General features: G+C 72.2%; 14 protein-coding genes. 3 read left to right on the forward strand and 11 right to left on the reverse strand.

Features of this window, described 5'->3' with window-relative positions; all coding sequences use genetic code 11:
• Positions 1–127: 127 nt before the first annotated feature.
• Positions 128–1576, reverse strand: coding sequence for an NADH-ubiquinone oxidoreductase-F iron-sulfur binding region domain-containing protein (locus OHT74_RS06975; protein ID WP_266661625.1), 1449 nt, complete (start codon positions 1574–1576; stop codon positions 128–130).
• Positions 1573–2688, reverse strand: coding sequence for a hypothetical protein (locus OHT74_RS06980; RefSeq protein ID WP_266661627.1), 1116 nt, complete (start codon positions 2686–2688; stop codon positions 1573–1575). Before OHT74_RS06980 ends, OHT74_RS06975 begins: the two co-directional genes overlap by 4 nt.
• A gap of 460 nt (positions 2689–3148) precedes the next feature.
• On the opposite strand from OHT74_RS06980, the gene OHT74_RS06985 reads away from it, so the two are divergent.
• The gene (locus OHT74_RS06985) at positions 3149–4450 is read left to right on the forward strand and encodes a PucR family transcriptional regulator (protein WP_328619731.1); all 1302 of its coding nucleotides are present in this window, start codon (positions 3149–3151) and stop codon (positions 4448–4450) included.
• A 172-nt stretch (positions 4451–4622) separates the two neighbouring features.
• Here the strand turns inward: OHT74_RS06985 and OHT74_RS06990 are convergent, their stop codons facing one another.
• The 4 genes from OHT74_RS06990 to OHT74_RS07005 form a co-directional block, all read right to left on the reverse strand.
• Complete coding sequence (locus tag OHT74_RS06990; RefSeq protein ID WP_266661631.1) at positions 4623–5441, reverse strand: RNA polymerase sigma factor; 819 nt, start codon at positions 5439–5441, stop codon at positions 4623–4625.
• Positions 5442–5592: 151 nt separating this feature from the next.
• Positions 5593–6963, reverse strand: coding sequence for a DUF1996 domain-containing protein (locus tag OHT74_RS06995; RefSeq protein ID WP_443047298.1), 1371 nt, complete (start codon positions 6961–6963; stop codon positions 5593–5595).
• A 66-nt stretch (positions 6964–7029) separates the two neighbouring features.
• Entirely contained in the window at positions 7030–7695 is a 666-nt protein-coding gene (locus OHT74_RS07000) for a DUF4142 domain-containing protein (RefSeq protein WP_266999748.1), read from the reverse strand.
• Between the two features lie 246 nt (positions 7696–7941).
• Positions 7942–10038, reverse strand: coding sequence for a SpoIIE family protein phosphatase (locus OHT74_RS07005; RefSeq protein ID WP_328619733.1), 2097 nt, complete (start codon positions 10036–10038; stop codon positions 7942–7944).
• Between the two features lie 253 nt (positions 10039–10291).
• Between OHT74_RS07005 and OHT74_RS07010 the strand changes: the two genes are divergently transcribed.
• Entirely contained in the window at positions 10292–11410 is a 1119-nt protein-coding gene (locus tag OHT74_RS07010) for a PP2C family protein-serine/threonine phosphatase (RefSeq protein WP_328619734.1), read from the forward strand.
• Between the two features lie 58 nt (positions 11411–11468).
• Here the strand turns inward: OHT74_RS07010 and OHT74_RS07015 are convergent, their stop codons facing one another.
• Positions 11469–11687 carry a hypothetical protein gene (locus OHT74_RS07015; protein WP_328619735.1) on the reverse strand — a complete coding sequence of 73 codons (219 nt, stop codon included), beginning with the start codon at positions 11685–11687 and terminating at the stop codon, positions 11469–11471.
• Positions 11688–11781: 94 nt separating this feature from the next.
• Between OHT74_RS07015 and OHT74_RS07020 the strand changes: the two genes are divergently transcribed.
• Positions 11782–13335, forward strand: a complete 1554-nt coding sequence (locus tag OHT74_RS07020; protein ID WP_328623268.1) for an alpha/beta hydrolase — start codon at positions 11782–11784, stop codon at positions 13333–13335.
• Positions 13336–13366: 31 nt separating this feature from the next.
• On the opposite strand, the gene OHT74_RS07025 is transcribed toward OHT74_RS07020, so the two are convergent.
• The 4 genes from OHT74_RS07025 to OHT74_RS07040 form a co-directional block, all read right to left on the reverse strand.
• Positions 13367–13810, reverse strand: coding sequence for an SRPBCC family protein (locus tag OHT74_RS07025; protein WP_328619736.1), 444 nt, complete (start codon positions 13808–13810; stop codon positions 13367–13369).
• Between the two features lie 121 nt (positions 13811–13931).
• Positions 13932–15242 (reverse strand): MFS transporter, encoded by a 1311-nt coding sequence (locus OHT74_RS07030; protein ID WP_328619737.1) that lies wholly within the window; start codon positions 15240–15242, stop codon positions 13932–13934.
• A gap of 6 nt (positions 15243–15248) precedes the next feature.
• A complete protein-coding gene (locus tag OHT74_RS07035) occupies positions 15249–15662 on the reverse strand; it encodes a PaaI family thioesterase (protein WP_266661645.1) in 414 nt (137 codons plus the stop codon).
• 114 nt (positions 15663–15776) lie between these two features.
• Positions 15777–17801, reverse strand: a complete 2025-nt coding sequence (locus OHT74_RS07040; RefSeq protein ID WP_328619738.1) for an NADPH-dependent 2,4-dienoyl-CoA reductase — start codon at positions 17799–17801, stop codon at positions 15777–15779.
• Between the last annotated feature and the right edge of the window lie 77 nt (positions 17802–17878).

The following is a 17878-nucleotide window of genomic DNA, read 5'->3' on the forward strand; positions in this document are numbered from 1 at the left end:
AACCCGGGGGGTTCGTCTACTGCCTTATTCATAAGGCCTGAGAAGGGCGCCGAATTCGAATGAACGGGAATTTGTCAGATGACGCTAACGCTTGAACTCCCGCCGCCGGCGGCCGTTTACTGCCGGCTCATTCCTGAATGCGCAGCGCGAGCGCGGGACAGCGCCGCACCGCCCGGAGCGCCTTCGGCCGCAGCCTTCCGGGGACCGACATGACGGCCTCGGCCGGGTAGCCGTCCCGGTCGAGGCGCACCACGTCGGGCAGCACGTCCACGCAGAGCCCGTGGCCCTTGCACAGCGTCCAGTCCACGACGAGCCGTTCGGGGTTCTCGTCCTCGGGCAGGGGCAGTGCCCCGAGGACACGGCGCCCGCAGCCGCTGCCGAGGGCGTGGTCGCGCATCTCGTCGGGGAAGACGGCGAGCGCGGAGGCCATGAAGGCCGAGGTGCCGTCGGGATGGCTGCACGCACCGCGGCGCAGCACTCCCCGCATCCGCACCTCGACCGCCTCCAGGGCGGCCCGGCCTCCCCCGGCCACCAGGGCCTCCACGGCGTCGGCGAGCGAGGGCAGTCCTCTGACGCACGGGCCGCACTGGCCGGCGGTCTCGTCCGCCATCCACCGCATCACGCGGGCCACTTCGCCGGCCGGGCAGGTGTCCTCGGGCAGCGGCAGGATCGCACCCGCCCCCAGCGTGGCCTTGTACGAGGTCAGGGACTCCCGGGAGAGCAGTGCCGTCCGCGCCGCCGCCGCCGTCAGCCATTTGCCGTGGTACCCGCCGACCAGGACGCCCTGGCCGGGGGACGAGCCGCACAGCTCCAGGACGTATGCCAGGGACGTCCCGAGCGGCGCCTCGACGACCGTCGAACCGCTGATCGTCAACATGACGGTACCCGGCTCGGTCGGCAGGCCGACCGAGCGGAATCCCAGTACCCCGAGCCTGGCCGCGACGGCGAGTTGGGCGTACGTCTCGGTGTTGGAGAGCAGGGTCGGCAGGCCGCTCAGGCCCCGCTCGCTGGTCCGGACCTTCTGCCCGTTCGGGACGGCGGCCCCCCCGTTGAGGCCGTTCACGAGGGAGGTCCCCTCTCCGCTGACGAAGCGCTCCGGGAGCCTGCCGACGCGGACGCGGCTGCCGGCCAGGCCGCGCTCGGCGACGGCGGCCCGCAGTGACTGCTCCACGTCGTCCCTGGTCACTCCGATGGCCACCTCCTCGGCGCCGATCGCGTCGGCCGCCAGCAGCGCGCCGTCGAGCACGAGGTGCGGGGAGTGCAGCAGCATGGCGGCGTCCTTGAGGCAGCTCGGCTCGCCCTCGGTGCCGTTCACGACGACGGCGGTCCGCCCCTCCTTGGTCCGGGCGGAGCGGATGACGGCTTTGAGCTTGCGGGCGAACGGAAAGCCCGCTCCCCCGCGGCCCTTCAGGTCTATGCCCTCGGCGAGGTCCACGAGATCGTCCGAGTTGTACTGCGGCAGCGGGCCGTGCACCACCAGGTGGTCGGCGCGATCGAGCCGCGGCAGCGCGTCGAGTCCTGCCAGCAGCCTGGGCTGGCCGACGCACCCGAGGGCGGGATCGACGATTGAGGTCACTGCCGGCCCCGCATCCCGTCGAGCGGCTCACCGAACCGGTCCGCGGCCGGCCCGGCCCCGATGCCGCTGGGGATGAACACCGATTCGTACGGCTCGGCGCCGTACGGCGCCGAGCCGTACGGCGGGAGGATCTCGGTCGTGGGCTCCAGGGCCTGCCGGGGCGAGGGCACGGGGCCGAGGCCCGCCGGGGCACGGACCGGGTCCGGCTCCTGCCCGACGGCCCGCCGGTCCGACTGCCGCGCCAGCCGCGCCGTCAGCCGTTCGGCGGCCCATTCGGCGGGCTGCCGGACGAACCGCTGCGGCGCCTTCTTGGGCCGGGGCGGCGCAGCCTGGGGAACGGACGCCGGTGCGGCGGCCGGGCGCAGCGGCGTCGCGCGCAGCCTGGCCCGGAGCCGGATGGCGAGCACGCCGGCGACCCCGATCAGGCAGAGGGCGTACGCCACGGTCACCCAGCCGCTGGCGGCGCGGCCGGACTTCAGCCCGTGCACCAGGGACGCGCCCCACGCCGGGTACGCGCCCACGTGCAGGGCCCGCCACCACAGGGAGCGGCCCTTGGTGGCGAAGGCGCTGCGGACCGCGCCGGATACCGCCGTGGAGACGAAGATGTATCCGGCCAGGGTGCCGAGGCCGATGAGGACCGGCCGGTCCCGGTCCGCGAACGGCACGAAGGCGGAGGCGACCCCCGTCTGCGCCTCGGCGACCTTGACCCATATGTGCAGGAGGAGGAAGCCCAGCCCCGCGACGGCGAGGCCGCGGTGGGCTCCCTGGGCGACGAGCCGGTGCCCGGAGGTGAGCACCGTGCGGTCGGTGGCCGCGAGCCCCCACAGGACGGCGGAGGTGAGCGAGACGAGCGAGAGGACGCCCGCCCCGAAGTCGAGGAAGTCCCAGAAGTTGGTCAGGGTGACGCCGGCCCGGGCCGCCACGGCCAGGGCGAGCAGGCCCGCGAGGGCGGCTGTGACGAGGGTGGTGGGGCGCACGCCCCCGGCGGGGGACAGCAGGGGCGGCCTCCGGACGGCCCGCCGGCCGGCGGCCGCGGCAGCGGCCACGCCGGCATGGCGTCTGGTGCTGCGGGCCCGGTGTGAGCGGGGCGTACGGGCTGGGGACAGGGGCATGTAGTTCTCCCATACGCCCAGGCCCGAGGCACTCCACCGCGCACTCGGCGCCCGGGGTAGTCGACGGAACTGCTCCGCGGCGGGCGGGAGATGAGGTCTCACCGACCGGGAGCGGGGGCCGGAGTGCAGAAGCATCGTGGACCTTCGCAACGCCTCCACAGTATTTATCTAATCGTGACAAGTTCTTGCGCGCGTGGCATCGTCACACCAGACGTCCGCGGAAGATTCCCTTCCAACGGTGCGGTGGCAACCAGGGTGACGCCTTGTCCGCCACCACACCTCCCCGACGGCAAAATGAAGGCAAAGCCGCGGGACTGCAAGTGGATGGCACTCTCCTGGAGGGTGTACGAGGTGCTCAACTCCCCCGTCCGCACTGGCGCAGAGGGGGGAGGGAGGCGACCTCGGCAGGCTTGTCCCCCTCCCATGGGGCAGGCCGTACCCCGGCATGAACGAGGTAACAATGTGCGAACTTCTGAACCGCATCTGGGCCCGTCCCCGAGGCGAATGGACCCGGGTCCTGCGAAGGGAACTCCCCGCGCTGAGCGCAGGGATGGTGGAGGAGCTGAGGGAGGAGCTCCCCGGGTTCTCCGCCCTGGTCGACGACCTCGACGAGGAGGTGGTCAGACAGCGGCTCGAAGTGGCCCTGCTCACCGCCCTCGGGTACCGCGAGCCCGCGCCGCAGAAACAGGCTCGGCCGGCGGACCCGCATCCGGCCCCCGGTCCTGACTGCGACCTGGACTCCGATCCGGACCTCGATCTCGACTCCGACTCCGACTCCGACTCCGGCCCGATCCGGGAAGAGGACGAGGACGAGCACGACTACGCGGCCGAGCGCGACCACCCCGACGAAGACGAGGAGGTGGAAGAGGAAGAGGAGTACCGCGGCCCGCCCCGGCTCCGGGACCCCGGCCGCCGAAGGCAGTTGGCCCCCCTGAAGGTCGTCCCTCGCGAAGGGCTCGGAACCCCCTCCGAACGTGCTCGGCGTGAGCTGTTCTCCGCTCTTACGAGTGACATGCCCATGGCTGAAATCGCCCTCTCCGAACTGGCCGCCGCGGCCGACTGGCCCCTCCCGGCCGAGATACGCGCCATCGCCCTGGCCACACCGGGCGAGACCCAGCAGCTCGCGGCAGTCCTGGACGACGGACTCGCCGGAATGGTCGGCGGCCAGCCGTGCCTGCTGGTCCCGAGTCCGGACCCGGAGACCCGCGCCTCCCTGGATGCCCTGCTCCGCGGCCGGTTCGCCGCCGTGGGCCACCCCGTCGCCCCCCGGGACACCGCCTCCTCCCTGCGGTGGGCCCTGCGGCTGCTGTCCCTGACCCCCAACCGCGCCGGCCTGGAGGCACGAGCCCTCTTCGTCGACGACCACCTCTCGACCCTCCTGCTGCTCCAGGACGAGCCCCTGGCGCACGCACTGGCCGCACGCTGGCTGCGGCCGCTGGCAAATCTGACCCCGCGCCAGAGCGAACGGCTCGAAGTGACCCTGCTGGCCTGGCTGGAGGGCGGCGGCGCCCCCGAGGCCGCGAAGGCGCTGAGCGTGCACCCCCAGACCGTGCGCTACCGCATGCGGCAGCTCGAGAAGCTCTTCGGCCCCGGACTTCGGGACCCGCGTACGCGCTTCGAGCTCGAGATGGCCCTGCGCAGCCGGCGCCTGATGGCCCAGGTGCGCCGCCAGAACTCCCGGGTGAGCCGCAAGGTACGGGTCGCCACGACGGACTTCCGGCCGCTGGGCGTGGGCCGCATGGCCCGCGTCAACGGCCTGTAACCCCGACCTCCCGACCCCCGAACCCCGAACCTTCAACCCCCTCAACCCCCTCAACCCCTCAACCCCCCGAAACCCCCGAAACCCCCGGCACCCCCGGCACCCCCGCACCCAAGGATTCGGCCCCGGTCCCCTCCCCGCCCAGGCGGAGCAGGGGAACCGGGGCCGCCGCGTGTCACAGGCCGACGAGGACCCCCGACGCACCGGCCCGCAGCGCGGCATTGAGGTCGAGCAGTTCGGCGTACGCGCGGGAACAGGACCGGCAGGCCGCCAGATGACGGGCGAGGCCGCGGCCGCGCGGCGCTCCGCGGCGCCGGATCACCGCCCCGAGCACACTGCCGTAGTGGCGGCACCGCTCGTCGGTGGCCGTGTCCAGATGCGCGCGCAGGTACGCCTCGCGCAGTCCTTCACGTGCCCGGAAGGCCAGCGAGGTCACGGCGCTGGGGGTGATGCCGAGCAGCAGGGGGACGTGGTGCGGGCAGTCGTCCTCGACGAGGGTGTGCCACAGGACGGCCTTCCAGCGTTCGGGCAGGGCCTGGAAGGAGCGGGCGACGAGCCGGCGGTCCTCGCTGTCCAGGAGCCGGCGCTGCGGGTCGTCCCCGTCGGGGCCGGGGCTGCACCACGCCTCGACATCGGGGGTCAGGAGGGTCCGGCCGGCGCCGTCGCGCCACTCGATGGCCGTGTGGCGGACGACCGACAGGAGGTACGGGCGCCAGTGGTCCCGGGGGCCGGCGCCGGAGCGGACGGCCTGCAGGGTGCGGATGAACGCCTCCGAGACGAGGTCCTCGGCGTCCTGCGGGGCTCGGCAACAACGGCGCGCACATGCAAAAGCGGCGGCACTGTGCCGCCGGTACAGGAGCTCGCAGACGGCCGGATCCCCGTCGCCGGCTGCGTATGCCGCTCTGAGCTGCTGTATGAGGTCCTGGTCGGAAGGCTCTGGCTCGGGCCCGGGTTTGCGTAGCGGACCGGGCGTGGTGTGACGAGAGCCGGACATGGCACTCCTCGTGTGGGTCTCAGGGCCCGCGGGCCCCTTCGGGCAGTGGCACAAGCGCGAACGCGGTGCCGGCCCGAAGTCGGCTTCGGTCCGGCACCGCTCTCGGGGCGACGCTGGGGAGGTGGGAGGGGGGAGCGTCGCCCCGAGGGTCTCAGCGGCAGGCGCGCCCGCCGTTGATGCAGTTCACCGCGTTGGCCATCAGGCCGTTCGACATGACGTTGATGAAGTCTCCGTGGTCGGTCCCCGCCTTGTGCAGCTGCTCGGGGAAGCTGTCCACGGCGAACCGGGAGCCGGGCGGAACGCTGTAGACGATCCGCTGCACCAGCTGCGGGATGGCCTTGAAGCCCTTCTTGCAGTTGCCGTTGGCGTCGGCGAAGGCCACGTGGGTGCGGTGGTTGGCGCTGTCGATGTTCTTGCCGTCCCAGCAGCTCTGGAAGTTGAACGTCCGTACGACGTCACTGCCCTTGGGGCACACCGGGTACTTGTCCTTCAGCTGGCGGTTCTCGAAACCGGTGCAGCTCCACGACGCGTTCGCGTTGGCGTTGCCGTTGGTGAGGGCCTTGGCGTCGCCGGTGATGATGCGCATGAAGCGGGGCATCGCCGCGACCTTGCTCACGGGGCTGCCCTTGAAATCGATGGTCACCTGCTTCGGCTTCAGGATCGTGCCGACGTTCGCGTCCTGGCCGCCGCCGGGCGCCTTGGCGTCCTTCTCGGCCTTGCCGTCGCGCAGGCGCAGCACCGGCCAGTAGTACGTCGACTGGTCGCCGTTGGTGCAGGTGGTCCCGGACTGGGCGAGGCTGTTGTTGGTGGAGAAGGCGTCGGTGGTCTTGTTGCCGACGTAGTCGTGCATGTGGTGGGCGCCGTTGCTCACACCGGGCGCGACGATGACGTTGTCCGGGTTGAAGTGGCCCTCCTGGTTGGTCCCGCACTGCACGGCGAAGGATCCGGTGGAGGCGCCCCCGCGGGCCGCGGGCTTCTTCACGTTGGGCTTCACGTTGCCGATGGCGACGAAGTCGCTGCGGGCCGGTCCGCCCTTGGCCTGCTGTTGCTGCTGCTGTTGCTGTTGTTGCTGTTGTTGCTGCGGTGCGCCCTGCTTTGCGGCGCCCTGCTCGGCCGCGCCCTGGGCGGCGGCCGGCTCGTCCGCCGGGTCGGCGGCCGCCGCCTCCTTCATCACGCATCCGCTGAGCCCTTGCAGTCCGGCGGGCTTCTGGCCCGCCTTCCCGAGCGTGTCGGACAGGTTGGTGATGGTCTTGTCGCGCTGCTGCTTCAGCCCGCCGAGCAGGGCCTTGTCCTTGGCCCGGCCGGAGGAGAGCTGCTTGTAGGCGTCGGCGACCTGGGTGTCGAGCTGCGCGAGGTTCTTGTCCACCTCGCCGCGGGCCTGGTCGGGGACGTTGTCGAGCTTGTCGCCCACGTCCGGGCAGTCGATGGTGGCGGTCACGGGCGCCGTACGGGAGTCCTGACCCGCGAAGGCGCCCTGGGAGACGATCACGACCCCGCCGCCGCCCAGGACCAGGGCGGACATCCCGGCAAGGATCTTGTGCTTCGGCCGCAGACGGCGTTTGTGGCCCTTTTGACTCATGCGATCACTTCACTTCGTCGGTCGGGAATTGGGGGAGAAGGCGGGGGGCGGCGCGGAGGGGGTGCCCGGCGGGGTGTCCGAAAGGCCGTCGAAGTCGACCAGTCCACTGGCCTCGAGGACCGAAATGTGGTCCAGGACGGTGTTGTTGGCGTCCGTGGCCAGGGCCCGGACCATGGAATTTCGGGTCTGCGCCCGGATTTGGGCCACGAGGGTGAACACCTTTCCGTGGGCCCTGCGCAGCAGCTGGATGAACAGCTGCTCGTACTGGGGTCCTTGGGCCCGGTCCATTTGGTCGAGCCAGCCCTGCTGCTGTGCGCTGGGCATGCTGGGGAGCTCCATGCCGAGGGCCTGGCCCACCTCCAGGACCCTGCGGTCCAGTTCGGTGTGGCCGTCGATGAGATGCTCCCCGGCAGTGCGGATCGCGGGCCGTGTGCCGCGCTGCAGCGCCTGCCGCCCTGCGGGCAGCTCCCACAGGCCGGCGAGCCGCACCTTGCGGACGAAGTCCCGGTCCTGGGGGGTGAGCGGCCCGAAGGCCGTGCTCTGGATACCTGCGCCGTCGTCCTCGGCCGCCGGCGCTGTGGCGGCCGCGGCGTTCCTCCCGCCGAACTTCTGCACGGGGATCAGCAACGCGATCAGGGTGAAGGCGAGGGCGCCGATGACGACGCCCGTTGCCATCACGTGTCTCGAAGCTACCGACATGCTGCCGACGGCCGACCGACGGAAAGACAGCACTGTGCCTCCTTGCTGCGTGGACCGGGAGGGGCTGCGGCCGCTCGGGCTCCGGCAGTTGTCCGTGCCGTGGCAATCGCGCTCCCCGGGTGCCACGGGACGCTAGTGCCAGTTGTGGTGCCTGTTTGGAAGGACCATCACGAATGGACAAACATCCGGGCAACGTCTCGAAAGGCTGGTACCGTGCGCGGGCTACTGCCCCGGCGCCCCGGACAGCGGGCGGGTCCGGGCGATGAGCAGGGCCACGTCGTCGCGGTCGTCCGGCTGGCGCAGTTCGCCCAGCAGCAGGTCGCACGTCTCCTCGAGGGGACGGACCGGGCCGCCGAGCAGTGCGGTGAGCGCCTGCAGGCGGGTGTCGATGTCCTGATCGCGGGTCTCGACGAGCCCGTCGGTGTACAGGACGAGCTCGTCACCGACACCCAGGTCGAGGGCGATGGCCTCGAAGGGTACGCCTCCGACCCCCAGCGGCGCGCCGGTCGGCAGGTCGAGGAGCTCGGGCGGGCGCCCGGGGCTCGTCCGTACGGGCGGCAGGTGGCCGGCGGTCGCGATGCGGCACCGGTTGCGGTGGGGGTCGTAGACGACGATCACGCAGGTGGCCATGGTGTGCCCGAGCCCGGTGGTGGTGTGGTCGAGCCGGGCCAGGACGGTGGCCGGGTCGAGGTCGAGTTCGGCCAGCGTACGGGCTGCGGTGCGCAGTTGGCCCATGGTGGCGGCGGCGTTGATGCCGCTCCCCATGACGTCCCCGACCACGAGGGCCGTCTTGTCGTCGGGCAGCGGGATGACGTCGAACCAGTCGCCGCCGACTTCCCCGGCGGCCCCGGCGGGCTGGTAGCGGTAGGCGATCTCCAGGCCCGGGGTGGGGGTGGGGTGGTGGGGCAGCAGATGGCGCTGGAGGGTGAGGGCGGTGCGGCGCTGCTTCTGGTACCAGCGGGCGTTGTCGATGCAGACGGCGGCGCGGGCCGCCAGCTCGCCGGCGAGCAGGACGTCGTCCTGGTCGAACGGCAGCGGGTTGTCGGTGCGTTGGAGGCCGAGGGCGCCGATGACCTCGCCGCGGGCGATCAGCGGCACCGCGAGGTACGAGTGGAGCCCGGCCTCGGCGAGCAGGGCGGCGGCCTCGGCGTCCCGGGCCACGCCGGCGAGGTCGGCCTCCGTGAGGTCCGCAAGGAGCACGGGGCGGGCGGACTGTACACACCGGGTGACCACCCGGGTGGCGTCGTAGCGGGCGATCGAGCCGACCGGGTCGGCCGCGCGGGTGGCGGGGGTGGGGCGCGCGGCCTTGACGGCGAGGGCGCGGAACTGCACGGTCTCGTCGGTCGGGGCCCCGGGCGGGTGGTCGCCCGTCAGCACGGCGTCGAGGACGTCGACCGTGGCCAGGTCGGCCAGGTGCGGCACGGCGATGTCGCCGAGCTCGCGCGCCGTGACCCAGAGGTCGAGGGTGGTGCCGATGCGTACGGAGGCATCCGCGATCAGGGCGAGCCGCTGGCGGGCCTGGGCGACGGCCATCGAGGTCTTGTGCTGTTCGGTGACGTCGACGACGGACGCGGCGACCCCGATCGGCCGCCCGGCCGGGTCGTCGAGCCGGTAGAGGGAGACCGACCAGGCGTGGTCCTGGTCGGGGTCGGCGGGCGTACGGCCGACGGTGAAACGGTCCAGCTGGGGCCGGCCGGTGGTCAGGACCGTCCGCATCGCCGCCTCGATGGACGCGGCGTCCAAACGGGGCAGGACCTCGTGGACGTGGTGGCCGATATGCCGGTCGGCGGGCAGGCCGTTGATGCTCTCCAGGGCCGGATTGACCAGGACGTAACGCAGCTCCGGGTCCAGGACGGCCAGGCCGATCGGGGACTGGGCGACCAGCCGCATCGACAGGGCCAGGTCCCGCTCCAGGCGCCGCAGGGTGGCCTGGTCGGAGGCGATACCGAGGGCGTAGAGCCGGCCCTGGCCGTCCTCGAGCCGCATGTTGCGGAACTCCGCCAGCCGGCTGCTGCCGTCCTTGTGCACCACGGGAAACGCCCCGGCCCAGGGCTCTCCGCCGGCCATGACCTTCTCGAAGAGGGAGAGGACCATCCCCAGGTGCTCGTCGTCGACGAGGAGCTGCGCCGCGAACCGGCCGAGCGCCTCCTCGGCGGTGTAGCCGAACAGCTCCTCGGCCTGCGGGCTCCAGAGCGCGATCCGGCCCTCCGCGTCGAGGACCACCGCCGCGACCCCGAGCACGTCGAGGAGGCCCGGCCCGGTGGAGGGACCGGTGTGCGCCGGTTCCGGGTCTGCAGGAAAGGCGTCCGCCGTACTCATGCCGGCCGCTCCTTCCCGTCCGCTGCCGCAGGGGCGGTGCATCGGCCGTTCGCTCTCCGCGCCCGGGGTCCGCGCCCGGGTCGTCTCCCATCCTCTCTCCACTCCCCCGCACCGGCAGCACAGCCGCGTCCCGATGGGGCCGTACGAGACGGAGCGCGCCGAGGGGCGGACGTACAGAGGTGGGGGAACGGAACGCGCGCTCCCGCGATCCGGCCGGTGCGCGGGAAGATCGGGCGCGGTGTATTCAGGAGTCATGGACCACCGGCCGCCGCATCCGAGCCTTCGCCACGTCGGAGAACCGCGCCTGCCCCTGCTGGCGGTTCCCTTCGCGCTGATCGCGGTCGTCACGGTGGTCGACGTCCTGGCGCCGCCCGATGTCCACCTGGGTCCGTTCCTGGTCGCGGCCCCGGCCCTCACCGCCTCCTTCGCCGGGCCGCGGATGACGGGGTTCGTCGGCGCGGTGGCCGTGCTGGCCCAGGTGACGGTGGCGGTGACGCGGACCACCGTCACCGATCTGAACCACACCTTCCAGATCATTGCCCTGGTCCTGATCTCGGTCTCCGTGACGCTTTTCGCACATCTGCGCGAGGTCCACGAGAAACAGCTGATCCAGTTGCGCTCGGTCGCCGAGGCCGCGCAGGAGGTGGTCCTGCGGCCGCTCCGCGGCCGGATGGGCCCGCTGCGGCTGGCCTCCGTCTACCTGGCCGCGGAGGCCGAGGCCCAGATCGGCGGGGACCTGTACGCCGCCACCCGCACCCCGCACGGCACCCGGCTGATCATCGGCGACGTCCGCGGCAAGGGCCTGGAGGCCGTCGGGGACGCCGCGCTGGTGCTCGGCGCGTTCCGGGCCGCCGCCCACCAGGTGGCGGACCTGCCCACCCTGGTCGCCCACCTGGAGGCCGCCGTGGCCGCGGACCCTGACGGCACGGGTGAGGCGACCGACGAACCCGGCGAGGCGTTCACCACGGCGGCGGTACTGGACATCCCCGACCGGGAGATGACCGTACGGCTCATCAGCTGCGGGCATCCGCCGCCGCTGCTGCTGCGCGGCGGCCGGGTCGTCCCCCTCGAGGTGGACCACCCGGCGCCGCCGCTGGGCCTGACGCAGTACGTGGACACCGGCTTCGCCGCGCAGTCCTTCTCCTTCGAGCCCGGCGACGTCATCCTTCTGTACACGGACGGCGTCATCGAGGCCCGCGACGCCGTCGGCGAGTTCTACCCCCTGCCGGAGCGCGCCGCCGACTGGCCGGGCGACGGCCCGGACGCCCTGCTGGGCCATCTGTGCGCGGACCTGCTGGCCCACTCCCCGGGCGGCAGCCTGGGCGACGACGCGGCGATGGTCGCCATCGAGCGCGTCACCGGCCGCTCCTGACCGGCAGGTCGGCTCCGTCGGCGCTCTGTGCCTCGCCGGCGTCGGTGAACGGGTCGCCTTAGTAGGCGAAGGCGCTGTCCGCCGGCCAGCCCTTGGTCAGTGCCGAGATCTGCGACGCCTGACCTGCAGAGCGGAACCCTTCCGCCAAGGCGCGTTTCCACGAGGCCAGTTCCTCGTACGGTCGCGGAGGCCGACGTGCGGCGCCGTTCGCATGCTGCGGCAACTCTCTCCGCGTGTCGGCCAGTTGTCCGGATTTGAGCTCGTTCGCGAGGAGCATACGGACCGACCCTTCGGGATGATTCGCCCGGAGCCCGCGTGCAACAAGGTGATGAGGCCATCGAATTCACGGAAGGAAACCGCTCTTCGTGAACATGAAACGCCTCGCCCCGATGCTCGCCGCCGCCGGTCTGATCGCGACCACGATCCCCCTGCTCTCCGCGACCGGGGCCGCCGCCGCCACGCCCGCGGAGTACACCCCGCAGAAGCCCGCGTGGCAGCGCTGCAGCACCGACCAGCCGGCCTCGTACGAGTGCGCGACCATCAAGGTCCCGCTCGACTACCGGCGCCCCCAGGGCGCCACGATCGACCTCGCGATATCGCGGATGAAGAGCGAGAACCCGGCCAAGCGGCACGGTGCCATGCTGCTCAACCCGGGCGGGCCGGGCGGTTCAGGGCTCGATCTGCCGCTGATGATGAACGAGCTGATGCCCAAGGACGTACGCGACCAGTACGACCTGATCGGCTTCGACCCGCGCGGCGTCGGCGCCTCCAGCCCGATCACCTGCGGGCTGACCGACGCCGAGCAGAACATCGACCGGCCGTACAAGGAGGAGACGTTCCAGGCGGACGTGACCTGGGCGCGTACGGTCGCCGAGAAGTGCCGCGAGAAGGCGGGCCCGGTGCTGCCGTTCATCACCACCCGCAACACCGCGCGCGACATGGACGCGATCCGCTCCGCCCTGGGCGAGAAGAAGATCTCGTACGTCGGCTACTCGTACGGCACGTACCTGGGCGCGGTGTACACGCAGATGTTCCCGAACCGCAGCGACCGCTTCGTGCTCGACAGCGGCGTGGACCCGCAGCGCATCTGGCGCGGCATGATCCAGGTGTGGGCGACCGAGGCGGAGCCGGCGTTCGAGCGGTGGACGCAGTGGACGGCCGAGCGGGCGGCCGAGTACCAGCTCGGCGACACCCCGGACGCGGTCTCCAAGACCTTCTGGGACCTGGTGGCCCGGGCGGACAAGCAGCCGATCGAGTTCGACGGCATCAAGCTCACGGGCGACGACATCCGTACCGCGCGGGGCGTGTTCTTCTACCCCTCGCAGGCGGCGCCCCTCGTCAAGGCGCTCAAGGACGCGGCCGACGGAAAGCCGGTCAAGGCGACCGCGCCCCAGCTGAAGCTGCTGAAGCCCGCCGCCGAGCCGGCGTCGGACAACGGCACGGCCGTGTTCCTGGCCGTGGTGTGCGGGGACACGGAATGGCCCCGCTACCCGGAGCAGTATGCGCGGGAGGCCGCCAAGGACAAGGCCAAGTACCCGCTGTACGGGGACTTCGCCTCCAACATCAAGCCCTGCTCCGACTGGCGGCGGCCGATCGAGCCCGCGACGCCGATGAAGACGAAGACCGACGTGCTGACCGTGCAGAACGAGTGGGACTCCCAGACCCCGCTGGTCAGCGGTCAGGGCCTGCACAAGGCGCTCAAGGGCTCGCGAATGGTGCTCGCGATGGGCGGTGAGGGCCACGGCGTGTACCTCGCGGACCCGAACTCCTGCGCCAACGCCACGGTCAACTCCTACCTGACGACGGGCAAGCTGCCCGCCCAGGACGTCACGTGCCGGACGACGCCGGGCTCGCAGGAGCGCCGCTCGGAGATCGCCCCGCAGTCGCCGAAGCGTTTCCCGGTCCTCACCGACGGGAGGTTCTGACCCTGCAGGCTTCGGCCGCCGCTCAGGACGCTCAGGACGCCTCCACGGCGGCCTTGATCCGGCGGCCGAAGTCGGGGGCGTCCTTGCGTGCCGCGCTCAGCGCGAGGCCCACCAGCAGTTTTCCGAGCCCGTGCCCTTCGAGGGTGTTGAAGATGCGGACCCGGGTGCGGTCGCCGGGCAGGGCTTCGAAGTCGTACCCGCCCTCCGCCGTGACCAGGTTCTTGCTCTGCTCCGTCCAGCGGACCAGCCGCTGCTGCTCGAGGCCGGTGATGCGGAATTCACGGCCGGTCTTCATGCCGGCGTCCTTCACCGTGCTGCGGAAGACCGTGCCCACTCCGGTCGGGCCGTCCGGCGTCCGGGTGATCTCCTGGACCCGCGGGCTGAACTGCGGGTCGTTGCGGCCGTCGGCCAGGTAGGCGAAGACCTCCGCGACGGGCCGGTCGATCTCGACGGTCGCCTCGAACTGTCCGGACATGTCTGCTCCTCCGTACGCTTCCCCACGACCCACGACCCACGACCCACGATCGCAGAACCGCACCCTACGCGCGCGCCGCGCGGGCCGCGCGGGCCGCGCGTGGCAGAGCAGCTCACCGGCGTCACGGCCGCCGCGGCCGCCGGCCGCTGACCGGCTCCCGGGCCGCGGATCCGGCGACCGCGTCCCCGACCGGGGCGCCCGCGATCCGGCTGCCGCGTAGCGGGGTCAGCAGCCCCGCACCGAGGATCAGCAGGCAGAAGACCCCGGCGGCCACGCTGACCGCCGGGACCCCGTGCCGGGCGGCCAGCACCGTGAGGGCGGCCGCGCCCACCGGGCCCGAGGCGTTGTGCACGGTCCAGAAGGCGGAGGTGACGCGGCCGAGCAGCGGGTCCGGGGTCACCTCCTGGCGCAGGGTCATGGAGCAGACCCCGCCGAGGGTCATCCCGAACATGAACACGGCGGCCAGAACGGCGATCACCGGCAGGCTGCGGCTGACGCCGGTCCCCGCCACCGCCACGCCGATCATGGCGACCGAACCCAGCCAGCAGGCGCCGAACCCGAAGGTCCGGCGCAGCGGCCCGGCGGCGAAGGCCGCGCCGACGACGCCGAGCCCGCTCACGGCGATGACGAAGCCGACAGTGGTCTCACTCCGCCCCAGCTCCTCCTGGAGCCGGTAGACCAGCAGGTCGGTGGAGCCCATGGTGACGAAGGTCAGCAGCGTGAGCAGCACGGTCAGCGGGCGCAGCACCGGGTGGGCCCACAGGAAGCGGAAGCCCACCACGAACACCTCCCGCAGCTTCCCGGACTCGGCGGCACGCGGCTTCGAGGCACGCGACTCGTCGGTACCGTCCCGCCCGAAGGCCACCCATCGCAGGCTCACTGCCGAGACCAGGAAGGTCGCACCGTCCACCCCCAGGGCCCAGTCCGCGCCCACCCCGCCGGCGATGAGCCCCGCCGCCGCCGGCCCGCACAGGGTCCCGACGGCGAAGGTTCCCATCAGCCGCCCGTTGGCGGCGGTCAGGTCCTCGCCGCGCACCAGGTTCGGCACCGCCGTCACGTACGCCACGTCGAACAGCGTCTTCAGAGCGGTGACCAGCGCCGTCACCACGTACAGCACCCAGATCCGCGGCCCGGCCAGCCAGATGAGCGGTACCGCGCCCAGCAGCAGCGCCCGTACGAGATCGCAGGTGATCATGAGGCGGCGCCGGTCCGTCCTGTCCACCACATGCCCGGCGAACATCCCGGTCGCAATGCCGGTGACCCCAGTCACGACCGTGATCAGGCCCATCTGGACGACGTCCCCGGTGGCGTCGAGCACCAGCAGGGGAAGCGCGAGCAGTGAGATCGATCCGCCGAGTACGGACAGCGCCTGACCGAGCCAGAACACGTTGAAGTCCCGGTTCCGCCAGAGCGAGGGGTCCTGGTCCGGCACCCGCGCTCAGCCCAGCAGGGCGTAGACGGTCGACGCCGTGGCGGCCGGCTCCGGCGCGCCCTCGGGGGTCATGGTGATGTCGGCGAAGGCCATCCGCTTGCCGAGCTTGGTCACCCGTACCTCGATCAGCACGTCCGTACCGAGCACCGGCCGCTGGAAGCTGGTCGACTGCTGGACGGTGGTCATCGGCCCGTACCCCCCGCGCGCGGCGGAGATCGCGATGACGGTGGCGGTGTCGGCGGCGGCCATCAGGGCCTGCCCGGACAGACCGCCGCCGTCCCGGGCCAGCGCCTCGGACCAGGGCAGCCGCAGTACGGCGTGCCGCTCGCCCGTCTCCTGGACGGTCAGCCCGAGGGCGAGCACCCAGGGGGCGAAGTTGTCGGCGAGGATCTTGTCTGCGTCTGCGGGTGTCAGAGTCACCCGGAGATTGTGGCGGCCCGGCCCGGGCCGCACAACACCATTGATCCGTCAGGGCAGTACGCGCTCCGGCCGGGCCGGCGGGTCGGCGACGACCTGCCGGCCCGGCCGGCGGGATCAGAGGGTCGCCGCCAGTTCCGTACCCTGGCGGATCGCACGCTTGGCGTCCAGCTCGGCGGCCACGTCGGCACCGCCGATCAGGTGCGGCCGGCCGCCGGCCGCGAGCAGCGCCTCGTACAGGTCGCGGCGCGGCTCCTGGCCGGTGCAGAGCACCACCGTGTCGGCGGGCACGAGCCGCTGCTCCTCGCCGACGGTGATGTGCAGGCCCTCGTCGTCGATCCGGTCGTACGTGGCGCCCGCGACCGAGACGACACCGCGGTGCTTGAGCTCCGCGCGGTGGATCCAGCCGGTGGTGGTGCCGAGGCCGGCGCCGACCTTGGTGGTCTTGCGCTGGAGGAGGTGGACCTGGCGCGGGGGCGCGGGCCGCTCGGGGGCGGTCAGGCCGCCGGGGCCGGTGTACGAGGTGTCGACGCCCCAGTGGCGGAAGTACGTCTCGGGGTCCTGGGAGGCGCCCTCGCCGCTGTCGGTGAGGAACTCGGCGACGTCGAAGCCGATGCCGCCGGCGCCGACGACGGCGACGCGCTCGCCGACGGGGGCTCCGTCGCGCAGTACGTCGAGGTAGTTCACGACGTTGGCGTGGTCGACGCCCTTGATGTCGGGGGTGCGCGGGGTGACGCCGGTGGCGACGACGACCTCGTCGTAGCCCTGGAGGGTCTCGACGTCGGCGCGGGTGTTCAGCCGGACGTCGACGGCGCGGGCGGCGAGCTGGGTGCCGAAGTAGCGGATGGTCTCCTCGAACTCCTCCTTGCCCGGGATGCGGCGGGCGATGTCGAGCTGTCCGCCGATGTGGCCCGAGGCCTCGAACAGGGTGACGGAGTGGCCGCGTTCGGCGGCGGAGACGGCGCAGGCGAGGCCGGCCGGGCCGGCGCCGACGACGGCGACGCGCTTCTTCAGCTGCGTGGGCGAGAGCACGAGCTCGGTCTCGTGGCAGGCGCGCGGGTTGACCAGGCAGCTGGTGATCTTGCCGCTGAAGGTGTGGTCGAGGCAGGCCTGGTTGCAGCCGATGCAGGTGTTGATGGTCTCGGAACGGCCGGCGGCGGCCTTGGCGACGAAGTCGGCGTCGGCGAGGAAGGGGCGGGCCAGCGAGACCAGGTCGGCGCGGCCGTCGGCGAGCAGCTCCTCGGCGATCTCCGGGGTGTTGATGCGGTTGCTGGTGACGAGCGGTACGGAGACCGCGCCCATCAGCCGCTTGGTGACCCAGGTGTAGGCGCCGCGGGGGACGGAGGTGGCGATGGTGGGGATGCGCGCCTCGTGCCAGCCGATGCCGGTGTTGATGATGGTGGCGCCGGCCGCCTCGATCTCCTTGGCGAGGTGGACGACCTCGTCGAGGGTGGAGCCGCCGGGGATCAGGTCCAGCATGGAGAGCCGGTAGATGAGGATGAAGTCCTCGCCGACGGCCGCGCGGGTGCGCCGGACGATCTCCAGCGGGAAGCGCACGCGGTTCTCGTAGGCGCCGCCCCAGCGGTCGGTGCGCTTGTTGGTGGCGGCGGCGATGAACTCGTTGATCAGGTAGCCCTCGGAGCCCATGATCTCGACGCCGTCGTAGCCGGCGAGCTTCGCGAGGCGGGCGGCGCGGACGAAGTCCTCGACGGTGCGCTCGACCTGGACGTCGCTCAGCTCGTTCGGGACGAAGGGGCTGATGGGGGCCTGGAGGGCGCTCGGGGCGACCAGGTCCTTGTGGTAGGCGTAGCGGCCGAAGTGGAGGATCTGCATGGCGATCTTCCCGCCCTCGGCGTGCACGGCCTCGGTGATCACCCGGTGTTCGGCGGCCTCCTCCTCGGTGGTGAGGCGGGATCCCCCCTCGAAGGGGCGGCCGGCGTCGTTCGGGGCGATGCCGCCGGTGACGATCAGCCCGGCGCCACCGCGGGCGCGCTCGGCGTAGAAGGCGGCGAGGCGCTCGAAGCCGCCCGCGTGCTCCTCGAGGCCGGTGTGCATCGAGCCCATGATCACGCGGTTCGGCAGGGTGGTGAAGCCGAGGTCCAGGGGGCTCAGCAGGTGCGGGTACCGGCTCTGGGAACTCATGAGGGGCGCCTCCTCGCGCGGGGGTGATGCACCTGTTCTAGCGAGGAGAGGAGGGTTTTGCAACTAGGTGCATAACC

The sequence above is a fragment of the Streptomyces sp. NBC_00354 genome, assembly GCF_036106915.1.
Classification (GTDB): Bacteria; Actinomycetota; Actinomycetes; order Streptomycetales; family Streptomycetaceae; genus Streptomyces.

What these genes read in the sequence shown, in the direction of transcription:
- OHT74_RS06980 (WP_266661627.1), bottom strand. Translation starts at nt 2,688, where the DNA reads ATGCCCCTGTCCCCAGCCCGTACGCCCCGCTCACACCGGGCCCGCAGC.
- OHT74_RS06985 (WP_328619731.1), top strand. Translation starts at nt 3,149, where the DNA reads ATGTGCGAACTTCTGAACCGCATCTGGGCCCGTCCCCGAGGCGAATGG.
- OHT74_RS06990 (WP_266661631.1), bottom strand. Translation starts at nt 5,441, where the DNA reads ATGTCCGGCTCTCGTCACACCACGCCCGGTCCGCTACGCAAACCCGGG.
- OHT74_RS06995 (WP_443047298.1), bottom strand. Translation starts at nt 6,963, where the DNA reads ATGTCCGCCCTGGTCCTGGGCGGCGGCGGGGTCGTGATCGTCTCCCAG.
- OHT74_RS07000 (WP_266999748.1), bottom strand. Translation starts at nt 7,695, where the DNA reads ATGGCAACGGGCGTCGTCATCGGCGCCCTCGCCTTCACCCTGATCGCG.
- OHT74_RS07005 (WP_328619733.1), bottom strand. Translation starts at nt 10,038, where the DNA reads ATGAGTACGGCGGACGCCTTTCCTGCAGACCCGGAACCGGCGCACACC.
- OHT74_RS07010 (WP_328619734.1), top strand. Translation starts at nt 10,292, where the DNA reads ATGGACCACCGGCCGCCGCATCCGAGCCTTCGCCACGTCGGAGAACCG.
- OHT74_RS07015 (WP_328619735.1), bottom strand. Translation starts at nt 11,687, where the DNA reads ATGCTCCTCGCGAACGAGCTCAAATCCGGACAACTGGCCGACACGCGG.
- OHT74_RS07020 (WP_328623268.1), top strand. Translation starts at nt 11,782, where the DNA reads ATGAAACGCCTCGCCCCGATGCTCGCCGCCGCCGGTCTGATCGCGACC.
- OHT74_RS07025 (WP_328619736.1), bottom strand. Translation starts at nt 13,810, where the DNA reads ATGTCCGGACAGTTCGAGGCGACCGTCGAGATCGACCGGCCCGTCGCG.
- OHT74_RS07040 (WP_328619738.1), bottom strand. Translation starts at nt 17,801, where the DNA reads ATGAGTTCCCAGAGCCGGTACCCGCACCTGCTGAGCCCCCTGGACCTC.